This window comes from Caldisericia bacterium (genome assembly GCA_021158845.1).
GTDB lineage: Bacteria > Caldisericota > Caldisericia > B22-G15 > B22-G15 > B22-G15.
Genome location: JAGGSY010000092.1, coordinates 1 through 8883 on the forward strand (window position 1 = coordinate 1; position 8883 = coordinate 8883).

At 37.8% G+C, this 8883-nt stretch carries 9 protein-coding genes; 6 read left to right on the plus strand and 3 right to left on the minus strand.

The genetic code is table 11. The annotated features are described in order from the left end of the window. From J7J33_03660 to J7J33_03670, 3 genes are all read right to left on the minus strand, one after another. Positions 1-443: hypothetical protein (locus J7J33_03660; protein ID MCD6168385.1), on the minus strand; the 443-nt coding region annotated here is incomplete at its 3' end. Then, entirely contained in the window at positions 412-1641 is a 1230-nt protein-coding gene (locus J7J33_03665; GenBank protein MCD6168386.1) for a DNA helicase UvrD, read from the minus strand. The genes J7J33_03660 and J7J33_03665, both read right to left, overlap by 32 nt. Continuing rightward, positions 1625-2119: an HIT domain-containing protein gene (locus tag J7J33_03670; GenBank protein MCD6168387.1), complete on the minus strand. Its 495-nt coding sequence runs from the start codon at positions 2117-2119 to the stop codon at positions 1625-1627. The genes J7J33_03665 and J7J33_03670 overlap by 17 nt, the downstream gene beginning before the upstream one ends. A 229-nt stretch (positions 2120-2348) precedes the next feature. On the opposite strand from J7J33_03670, the gene J7J33_03675 reads away from it, so the two are divergent. The 6 genes from J7J33_03675 (at position 2349) to J7J33_03700 (ending at position 8828) form a co-directional block, all read left to right on the plus strand. Then, positions 2349-4565 (plus strand): S-layer homology domain-containing protein, encoded by a 2217-nt coding sequence (locus tag J7J33_03675; GenBank protein MCD6168388.1) that lies wholly within the window; start codon positions 2349-2351, stop codon positions 4563-4565. 76 nt (positions 4566-4641) lie between these two features. Further along, positions 4642-5643 (plus strand): ABC transporter permease, encoded by a 1002-nt coding sequence (locus J7J33_03680; protein ID MCD6168389.1) that lies wholly within the window; start codon positions 4642-4644, stop codon positions 5641-5643. A 12-nt stretch (positions 5644-5655) separates the two neighbouring features. Continuing rightward, complete coding sequence (locus tag J7J33_03685; GenBank protein ID MCD6168390.1) at positions 5656-6561, plus strand: ABC transporter permease; 906 nt, start codon at positions 5656-5658, stop codon at positions 6559-6561. Positions 6562-6571: 10 nt separating this feature from the next. Further along, the gene (locus J7J33_03690; GenBank protein ID MCD6168391.1) at positions 6572-7570 is read left to right on the plus strand and encodes an ABC transporter ATP-binding protein; all 999 of its coding nucleotides are present in this window, start codon (positions 6572-6574) and stop codon (positions 7568-7570) included. Position 7571: 1 nt separating this feature from the next. Next, on the plus strand, positions 7572-8543 hold the full coding sequence (locus tag J7J33_03695; protein MCD6168392.1) for an ABC transporter ATP-binding protein: 972 nt from the start codon (positions 7572-7574) through the stop codon (positions 8541-8543). A 33-nt stretch (positions 8544-8576) separates the two neighbouring features. Next, the gene (locus tag J7J33_03700; GenBank protein MCD6168393.1) at positions 8577-8828 is read left to right on the plus strand and encodes a YggU family protein; all 252 of its coding nucleotides are present in this window, start codon (positions 8577-8579) and stop codon (positions 8826-8828) included. Positions 8829-8883 lie beyond the last annotated feature (55 nt).

Genomic DNA, 8883 nt, shown 5'->3' on the forward strand with positions numbered 1-8883 from the left:
GATATAGAGGGTCTTACTTTTTCTCTTTTTGGACACTTTCTACTCTTTTCAAACTCACAAATTTCACAAAGCTCGCAACTTCCCGGAAACAGAGAGAAGGCAAAATGGAATTGAGGGAGTAGAATTTTCTCTGATATGAGAAGGAACTCTTCAATCTCTCTCTTCTTTAATACAAATTCTTTCTCATTATTTACTTCTAAATTAAAAGATATCAGCAATCCGAGTCTGTAACTTTTAAATAGTTCTTTAAATTCAGTGTAAGAAGGGATAAATGGTGGGCATGAGAGTCTTTTGTTGTACATTGGACAACCAAATTGACATTTAAATACATTTCTAATTGAAAACTTAACCTTCTTTGGATTGAATATGCGGATGCTATCTATAGATACCCTTTTTCCTTCTGTAAGTATCTTATCCAAAAAGTGATGGAGGTTTTTCCTCATCTTTATCTATCTCAACTAAAACTTTCCCATACTCCCCATCAAATCCTGGTTCTATCTTTACCCTCCCTTCTCTCATATTTTTTATTGCAGAAAATATTTTTTTGTTCATTCTTTTTTCCAGTTCAGAGAGAGGTGTGAAAAGCAAAATATTAAACTCTGTTCCAAATATCTGAATAAGTTTCATGTATTCATCCTGAACCCCTTTTGTGGCTACTCCTTTTTCCATAGCCTGGGCGATAATTTCTTGAAGAGGAACAAGACGCTTGAAAGGAATAAATCTTTCTGAAGAGAATCCCTCTTCTCTATCAGATAAATCATAAACCCTGTGTAAAACTCCAAGGGTCATTGGTCTCCCACAGACAGGGCATATATTTTTTCTCTCTTTAGCCTCCTTTGGACTCATTGATACCCCACATTTCCTATGACCATCATAGTGGTATTTCCCCTCCTCAGGAAAGAACTCTATAGTGAATAAAAACTTGTTTTTATCTTTTTTCTTTATAGCTTCCACCATTTCATAAAAGTTAAACTCTATATCAAATACATTTGCCTCTCTTCCAAGATGTGAAGGAGAGTGTGCATCTGAATTGGATACAAGGGAGAATCTATCAAGACTCGATACCATCCAGTTCATGGGAGGATCTGATGAAAGGCCTGTTTCTAATGCATAGATATGTTTTGCCTCTTCTCCGAATGCCTCCTCAATGGAATCAAATCCAGTCATTGAGCCGAATATTCCAAACCATGGAGTCCATGCATGGGCAGGAAATATAAAGGTATCAGGGGATACATCTTTTACAAGTCTCACAAGTTCTTTGCATGATAGAGGTAGTGTCGGTCTTCCATCTATTGATAGATCGCCAAATTTTCCAAGTTCATTGTTTATCTTTTCTACCTCTCTGAAAGATGGAGAGATGAGACATATATGAACCTTCCTTGTCTTTCCACCCTGAGCAAAAACTAAAGAGATTTCGCTGGAAAGCACAAAGTGAACACCATTGTAGATGTATAGGCCCTCTCCATCTTCCTTTAAATGATCTTTAAGTTCCTTTAGCCATTCAGGATGAGTAAAATCTCCTGTTCCTACTATATCAATACCCTTTATCCTTGCCCATCTTGATATGTTCTCCACATCCATATTTTTACTTGTTGCCCTTGAGTATTTTGAGTGAATGTGAAAATCAGCTACCACTCTCATCCATTGCCTCTCTTAGTTTTTTATAGGTATCTAACAAAAATTCCGGTATCACCTTTGTCTCAGAAAATACTGGCATAAAGTTTGTATCTCCAGTCCATCTTGGCACTATGTGAAAGTGTAAATGTTCCTCACCGGCACCAGAGGCTTTTCCAACATTGAGTCCTATGTTGAATCCTTCTGGAGAGAAGACTTTATTAAGTAACTTTACCATTTCTGAGAGTGTATTCATGATTTCCAAGTTCTCCTCTTCTGTCAATTCATAGGGAAATTTAACATGTCTTTTGGGACAGACCATTAAATGTCCAGGGTTGTAAGGAAATCTATTCATGATTACTATTACCTTATTCCCCCTCTTTACCACAAGGTTTTTCTCGTCATCATTACTTTTCACGGCATTGCATATAAAACATTCCTTCTTTCCCTTTCTCTTTGCCGAGAGGATATATTTGATTCTCCAGGGAGCCCATATAACTTTCATGGATAAATTATAACACTTACAAGATTAAAAATTAAATAAACTTTTCTATACGATACCATCGTATAGAAATTAAAGATTTTATATGATATTATCGTATAAATTTTCCTCTCTTTATTCATTTGACAAAACCATTTTTTTACTTTAAAATATAAAAGAAAAAAAGGGAGGTGATAGCAGTTAAAAAACACCTTTCAAAAATTAAAAATCCTTACAAAAAGGAGGGTAAAACATGTTTAAAAAAGTCTTGGCGGTGACTTTGGCACTGCTTATGGTGTTTAGTTTAGGACTCTGGGGAAGAGCTTATGCTCAGGGTAAGTTCCCGGATGTTCCAGAAGATTATTGGGCTGCAAAACAGATTTACAAATTGGTTGATATGGGTGTTCTTAAGGGTTATCCAGATGGAACCTTCAAACCAGAGAGATCTGTCACCCGTGAAGAATTTGCCACAATGATAGTTCTTGCAAAGAAACTCACCCTTGTATCTCCTTCCACTCCAACATTCAAGGATGTTTCAAAGACAAGATGGTCTTACAAGTTTGTAGAGACTGCAGTAAAGGCAGGATATGTTAAGGGATATCCAGATGGAACCTTTAGACCTAAGAATCCAATAAAGAGAGAGGAACTTGCTGCAATTTTAACCAATGTTTTAGGTTATGCCGATGAGGCAAAGAAAATTAAGGAACCTCTCACATTTTCCAACGATGAGGATGAGATTGATAGCTGGGCATATGGAGCGATGACCATCGCAGTAAGACCAAAAGTTCAGGTTCTAAAGTGGGATGAGGAGAGAAATTTAAGACCAAGAGCTCCAGCAAACAGAGCAGAGTGCGCCTATGGAGTCTATATGGTTATCTTCCCACCTAAGGTTGGTGGAAGTGTTGCAATTGCAACATGTGAGGAGCCTAAGACTGCTTTTGTTGCACTTGATTCAAGTGCAGTTATGAATGAAGTGTTTGGTCCCATTTATACAGCTGAAGCTTCTACTCTTCCAAGCGGAGTATTGTATCCTGTAATTGCAAAGAAGATTCCACAGATTAGTGATGGAGATTGGATTGTAAATCCAGATGGAACAATGAAGACTATCTGGCACTTGAGGAAAGGTGCAAAATGGTCAGATGGTAAGCCCATTACTGCAGAAGATTTTGTGTTTGGATATCAACTTCAGATGAGTAATAAGATCCAGGTTGTTTCAAGAGATGTTGCAGAGAAGGTTGCAAAGATTGAAACACCAGATCCATATACAATTATTGTTTACTGGAAAGAGAAGACAATTTGGGCTCAATACGGTGTAGCTGGTGCAGGACTCTATCCAGCTCATATTCTTAAACCAATCTTTGATAAGGATCCAGCATTAATCAATAGCTGTGATTACAACCAGAAACCAATTCATGGTGGACCATATGTTCTTGATGAGTGGTCTCCAGGAAACTATGTAATTCTAAAGAAGAATCCAAACTATTGGGGACCTGAGCCACTACTTGATAAGATAATTTTCTACTTCACTCCAGATACAAATACAATGCTTATGCAGTTGCTTTCAGGAAAAGTTCAGATGACAATCCCAGGAATTGGACTTGATGTACCTCAAGCCTATGCAGCAGAGAAGAGAGGCCTTAAGAAAACACATAATTTCCATTATATTGATTCAGTCTATTGGGAGCATGTAACTCTTAATCTTGAGGATCCAATTCTTAAGGATAAAACCTTAAGAAAGGCACTTATGTATGCTTTAGATAGAAAGAAGATGAGTGATAAGATCTTCTTTGGCGTACGTCCTTTATGTTATGGATTTATGCCTCCAAAGTTCGCTGCATTCAATAAGAAACTTGTTGGAAAATATCCATATGATCCAAAGAAGGCAAAACAGATACTCGAAGATGCTGGATATACTTGGGATGCACAGGGTAATCTCATCAATCCTGATGGTAAGAAGGTCGTGATTGATATTGAAGGACCTGCAGGATATGCAGTAAGAGAACAAGAGATAGAGTTCATGGCAAAATACTGGAAGGATAATCTTGGAGTCACTGTAAATTATGTTCCAAAGAACTGGGGACCAATGATTGATGATTGGATTCACGGAACATTCCAAGGTGCTCTGTTTGCATGGGGTGCAGATCCAGCAGATATTATTCCTCTCACACTTTATCACACCGAGCAAATTCCAACAGAGGAAAATGGATGGGCAGGTCAGAACTTTACAAGATACAGGAATCCAACTGTAGATAAATTATTAGATGAGGGAGAAGCAACTCTTGATCCAGAAAAGAGAATTGAAATTTCAAAGAAGATACAGGAGATTATTTATGATGATTTACCAGAGTTGTATCTCAATATGCACGTAGCTGTTTGTGTGATTAAAAAAGGACTTGTCGGATTTGACTTCCCAGTGAGTGCTGTAACTCCAAGCACATGGAATGTTGATTACTGGTATTGGGAAGGATAGTTTAGGTTAGGTTTATTTTTTCTTAAAGGGGGAGAAATTCTCCCCCTTTATTTTACAAATAAATTGGAGGAATGAGATGAAAAATTATTTAATTAGAAGACTTCTTCAATTTATCCCAGTTCTTATAGGAATAGCATTTATAAGTTTCTTTTTAGTCTCTCAACTGGGAGATCCGTTTGCTCAGCTCGTAATAAACCCTCATGTTAGACCCGAAGATATAGCAAGGCTTAAACACATATGGCATTGGGATCAGCCACTTATAATTAGATTTTTCTACTGGCTAAAAGAATTTTTCTTCCCACAAACTGGATGGGGACTTACAACACTTGCTCCTGGAAGAACGGCACTTGAACTTATAAAAGAGAGAATTCCAGTTACAATAGCATTTTCTTCAGGTTCCTTAATTTTAGCAGTTCTACTTTCCATCCCACTTGGTGTTTATTCTGCACTACATCAATATACATGGGTTGACAACTTTCTAACTTTCTTTGCATTTTTTGGAATGTCAATGCCTACATTCTGGTTTGGTTTAATGCTGATGTATCTTTTTGCAGTAAAGTTTCCCATTTTTCCAGCCGCTGGGGTCCATGAAGCTTTTCTAATTTATCATGGGATGCCAATTTCCTTCTCAGAAGCCCCTTTCTGGTTGAGATTCTTAGACTATATTAAACATTTAACTCTTCCTATAATTGTGCTTACTCTTTTTCAGGTTGGCTCATGGCTCAGATATATGAGATCCTCAATGCTTGAGGTTATTAGACAGGATTATGTGAGGACTGCAAGAGCAAAAGGACTCCCTGAGAGAGTTGTTATATATAAACATGCTTTCAGAAATGCAGTTATACCTATAATAACTCTTATAGGTTTGTCGTTCCCTGCTCTTATAGGTGGTGCCATGATAACAGAGACAGTTTTCTCTATTGATGGAATTGGAAGACTTACCTATAAAGCTATAATGCAGCAGGATATATTTGTTGCAATGGCTATAATTATGATAGATGCAATTCTTGTCGTCGTTGGAAATCTCATCGCAGATATACTCTATGCCGTAATAGATCCAAGAATTAGATACACATAATGGGAGGTTCATATGAGTGTTACTGAAACTGCATTAAGAGAGGAAAAAATAGAAGTTCATGGTTATTGGTATTATGTTTTTAGAAGATTGAGGAAACATAAAATAGCAATGATAAGCCTTGTTGTGCTTATCATTATTATACTTTCAGCAGTTTTTGCACCCTATTTATCCTTGGGAAATGACCCTTACACCTATATAGAGTCTGTTCCTTGGTCTACCAGAGTGGAGTTGGCTCCTCCTGGACCAGGGCATCCATTGGGGCTTGATCAAATGGGAAGAGATGCGTGGGCAAGACTTCTTTATGGAGGAAGAGTCTCTCTTACCGTAGGTTTAAGTGCAAGTATCTTATCGGCGATTATAGGTTTGATTCTTGGATTGATCTCTGGTTACTCTGGGAGATTAACTGATACTTTAATAATGAGATTTACAGATATGATGCTTTCCATTCCGGTTTTACCTTTGATGGTTGTTCTTAATGCTATAATTAGAGGATCAGTTTTTACAATAATTCTTATTATCACGGTATTTGGTTGGATGGGGGTAGCTCGTCTTGTAAGAGGACAGGTTCTATCTTTAAAAGAGCAAGAATTTATAGAGGCAGCGAGAGCTATAGGTGCAAGTCCTTTAAGGATAATGATTAGACATCTTCTGCCAAATGTTATGGCTCCTGTTATAGTTGCTTCTACTCTTGCAATAAGTGGAAATATAATCTACGAAGCTACATTAAGTTTTTTAGGTTTAGGGATTAGACAACCGACTCCTTCCTGGGGAAATATGCTTAATGGTGCACAAACATTTATGCTCTCTGCACCATGGCTTGTATGGTGGCCCGGTCTTGCCATATTTATAACAACTCTCTCTTTTAACTTCCTTGGTGATGGGTTGAGGGATGCCCTTGATCCAAGACTTAAGATATAAGGAGTAAATCATGGAAAAAGACATACTTTTAGAAACAAAAGATTTGACAACTTACTTCTATACAGATGATGGAGTTGTAAGGGCAGTTGAAGGAGTTGATTTAAAGATTAGAGTTGGTGAAACTCTTGGCCTTGTGGGTGAATCTGGCTGTGGAAAATCTGTTACATCCCTTTCTATAATGAGACTTGTTCCATGGCCCCCTGGAAAGATTGTTAAAGGAGAGGTCTGGTTTAAAGGAGAGGATCTACTTAAGAAGACAGAAGAGGAGATGAGAAGAGTCAGAGGGAGTCAGATCTCCATGATCTTTCAGGAGCCGATGACCTCCCTTAATCCAGTATTTACTGTTGGCTTTCAGGTGATGGAGGCAATTCTCGTACATCAGGATGTTACTGAAGAGGAGGCGAAGAAAAAAGCCATTGAGATGTTGGATCTTGTTGGAATACCTGATCCAGAAAAGAGATTCTACAACTATCCACACCAGATGTCAGGAGGAATGAGACAGAGAGTTATGATTGCTATGGCTCTTTCATGTAATCCTGATCTTCTTATATCAGATGAGGCAACAACTGCCCTTGATGTTACAATTCAAGCTCAGATTCTTGAACTTATGAAGGATTTAAAGAAGAAAATAGGAATGGCAATCCTAATGATAACCCATAACCTTGCAGTAATTGCAGAAATGGCAGATAGCATTGCAGTTATGTACACTGGAAGAATAGTTGAATATTCCGATGTAAAGACGATATTTAAGAATCCACAACATCCATACACTTATGGATTGCTTCACTCTATACCTCTTGTTACAAAACCAAGAAAACCCGGAGAAAGACTCGCCACCATTGAGGGTGTAGTTCCAAATCCATACCATATGCCAAAGGGATGTAAGTTCCATCCAAGATGTCCCTATTCCACAAAGAAATGTAGAGAGGAAGAACCTCCCCTTGAAGAAATTTCTCCAGGACATTGGGTTAGATGCTGGAACTACCTGAAACCAGGAGAGGGGGTGTAGGATGGCAGAACCTTTGGTTAGAGTTAAGAATCTAAAGAAGTATTTCCCAATACATGGTGGAGTTCTCGGGGGAGTTATAGCATGGGTTAAAGCTGTAGATGAGATATCCTTTGACATATATGAAGGTGAAACACTTGGCCTTGTAGGTGAATCAGGTTCTGGAAAGACAACAGTAGGAAAAACAATCCTTCAGTTGTATAGACCAACAGATGGCGAGGTTTACTTTGAGGGGAAACTCATAAATAATTTGAAGGGAGAGGAGTTAAGAAAGTTGAGAAGGAATATGCAGATAATATTTCAAGATCCATACGGTTCTCTAAATCCAAGAATGCCAATTTCAGAGATAATCGGTGAACCTCTCGTAGTTCATAGACTTATAAAGAATAGAAACGAGATGCTTGATAGAGTTGTTGAGGTTATGGAACTTGTTGGATTAAGACCAGAGTATCTAAACAGGTATCCCCATGAATTTTCTGGAGGACAGAGGCAGAGAATTGGTATTGCAAGAGCTATAATTTTGAACCCAAAGTTTGTTGTTTGCGACGAGCCTGTATCTGCCCTTGATGTTTCCATCCAATCTCAGGTGATAAATCTTCTAAACGATCTTCAGGAGAAGCTAAAACTGACATACCTATTCATTGCTCACGATTTAGCAGTTATAAGACACATGTGTGATAGAGTTGTTGTTATGTATCTTGGAAAGGTAATGGAGATAGCTGAGAATCAGGAGTTGTTTGAGAATCCTCTTCATCCTTATACTCAAGCACTTTTATCTGCAGTTCCTGTTCCAGACCCAGAGGTTAAAAAGGAAAGAATAATCCTTAAGGGAGATATTCCTTCTCCAATAAACCCTCCGTCAGGGTGCGTTTTTCATACCCGTTGTCCTGTTGCAATGCCAATATGTAAAGAGGTAAAACCTGAACTTAGAGAGATAAAACCAGGGCATTTCGTTGCATGCCATGCTGTGAAATAATATAGAGGAGGGTTAACCCTCCTCTAATTTTCCATTGTGAAATTACTGGTTAAAGTCATTCCAAATGCGAAAAAGAATGAGATAAAGGATTTTAAAGGGGGTATTTTGTATGTTAAAATTTCTGCACCACCAGTAAAAGGAAAGGCAAATAGAGAGTTATTAAAATTTTTAAAGAGAAAATTTGAGGTCAAAGATATAAAGATTGTATCCGGTGAAAAATCAAGATTGAAAACACTTGATATCCCTCTATCAGATGAGGAAATATTTAAGATTCTTCACATTTAAAGATAACAACAAATAAATCAATATCACTAAATTCATTGATGTTTCCCTTGCAAGG